General features: G+C 63.2%; 2 protein-coding genes. Both read left to right on the top strand.

What is annotated here, in order from left to right; translation table 11 throughout:
- Positions 1 to 112: 112 nt before the first annotated feature.
- Positions 113 to 973 carry a site-specific integrase gene (locus tag AC5ZG5_RS46025; RefSeq protein WP_456647223.1) on the top strand — a complete coding sequence of 287 codons (861 nt, stop codon included), beginning with the start codon at positions 113 to 115 and terminating at the stop codon, positions 971 to 973.
- 6 nt (positions 974 to 979) lie between these two features.
- On the top strand, positions 980 to 2,147 hold a 1,168-nt coding region (locus AC5ZG5_RS46020; protein ID WP_496165559.1), incomplete at its 3' end, for an IS91 family transposase.

The raw sequence follows: 2,147 nt of genomic DNA, 5'->3' as shown, positions 1-2,147 counted from the left end.
GGGATTGAACGAAGCCGCTGGCGCGGCATTTGAGGAGAGGTAGTAACGGCCGCCTCCTGTCTGAGAGGATCGAGGGTTTTCAGAGCCCAACCCTTCAGACAGGAGTTTTCCGATGGCCCAGGTGAGCCCTCTCCGCCGCCGCATGATCGAGGACATGACGGTCCGCAACTTGTCGCCGGCGACGCAGCGATCATATCTGAACGCGGTATCGAAGTTCAGCCGATATTTTGGCCGATCGCCCGACCATCTGGGCTTGGAGGATGTCCACGCGTTCCAGGTTCATCTGGTGGCGACGGGGATATCATGGCCTGCGCTTAATCAGATTGTCTGTGCGTTGCGCTTTTTTTACGGCGTGACGCTCGGCCACAACACGATCCCGGAGCGCATCGCCTACGCGCGGGAGCCACGCAAGCTGCCGGTCGTGCTGAGTGCCGACGAGGTGGTGAGCTTTCTGGAGGCGATCCCGAGCCTGAAGAGCCGCATAGCGTTGACAACAGTCTATGCCACCGGATTACGCGTGTCGGAGGTGGTTTTCCTCAAGGTCGCGGATATCGACAGCCAGCGGATGGTAATCCGGGTCGAGCAGGGCAAAGGCGGCAGGGACCGTTACGTCATGCTCTCGCCGCAGCTTCTGAAGATTCTCAGGGCCTATTGGCGGCTAACCCGACCGACACGCTGGCTATTTCCCGGCCGCGACAGTGAGCGGCCGCTTGATGCGACCGTGCTGCACGCGGCCTGCCGCTCGGCCCACATCGCAGCCGGTCTGAACAAGCGCGTGACGGTGCACACGCTACGGCACAGTTTTGCGACCCATCTTCTGGAGAACGGCGCCGACATTCGTGTCATCCAGGTGCTGCTCGGCCATGCCAGCCTGCAAAGCACGGCACGCTACGCCCAGGTTGCGACCAAAACGATCAGCCAGACCCCGAGTCCGCTTGACCGGCTGCGATTGGAGATCGTTCCACCCGGCTGATCGGGCATCATGGGTCCGGCTTTGGAGGTGGCGGACATCTTCCGCCGCCACGGCGAAGCTTTTCGACAGGCGTATGCCGGTCATCTCGGTCGCGTCGAGCGGCGCGTGATGGGCGCCATCACCGCGTGCCGGACAGCAGCGCTCGGCGGCCATGTCGAGCAATGCGACGACTGCGGTGCGACACGCATCGCCTACAACTCCTGTCGTAATCGGCATTGCCCGAAGTGCCAGGGCGCGGCACGCGCGCAATGGCTCGCCGAACGGCAAGCCGACCTCCTTCCCGTACCGTATTTCCACGTCGTCTTCACCTTGCCAGCCCCAGCCGGAGAGATCGCCTTCCAGAACAAGGTCGTCGTCTATGCCATCCTGTTCCGCTGCGCCGCCGAGACGCTCGCCACCATCGCGGCCGACCCCAAGCACCTCGGCGCCCAGCTCGGCGTGACTGCCGTCCTCCATACCTGGGGCCAGACCCTGCAACACCATCCGCATGTCCATTGTGTCGTGCCTGGTGGTGGACCTTCGCCCGACGGCACACGCTGGGTCGCTTGCCGGCCCGGCTTCTTCCTGCCGGTCCGCGTGCTCTCTCGGCTGTTCCGCCGCCTGTTTCTGCAAGAGCTGCAAGCTGCCTTCGCCGCTGGCCAGTTGGGCTTTTTTGGTGATCTCGCCCATCTCGCCGATCCCGCCGCGTTCACCAAGCGGCTTGATCAGCTTCGACGGACCGACTGGGTCGTCTACGCCAAGCCGCCATTCGGCGGGCCCGAACAGGTGCTGGCTTATCTCGGCCGCTATACGCATCGCGTCGCCATCGCCAACAGTCGGCTGATCTCACTAGCCGATGGCAAGGTGAGCTTTTCCTGGAAGGACTATCGGCAAAATCGCAAAGCCAAGGTGATGACGCTTGATGCCGGTGAGTTCATTCGTCGCTTTCTCCTGCACGCCCTGCCGGACGGCTTCCACCGCATCCGCCACTATGGCTTCCTCGCCAATGGCGGACGCAATGATAAAATCGCCCTTTGCCGTCAACTCCTTGCTGTCCGCAACGCTCCGGCTGATCAACAAGCCGGCGGCGATCCCCTCGTCAAATGCGAGATCCCCGTCTGCCCACATTGCGGCGGCACCATGCGGCGCATCGACGTCGTCCCGCGAGCCTGCGCGCGCGACCATCCGTTTCGTT

The sequence above is a fragment of the Bradyrhizobium sp. Ses1 genome (genome assembly GCF_059512365.1).
This window is presented reverse-complemented; position numbering and strand designations above follow the sequence as displayed.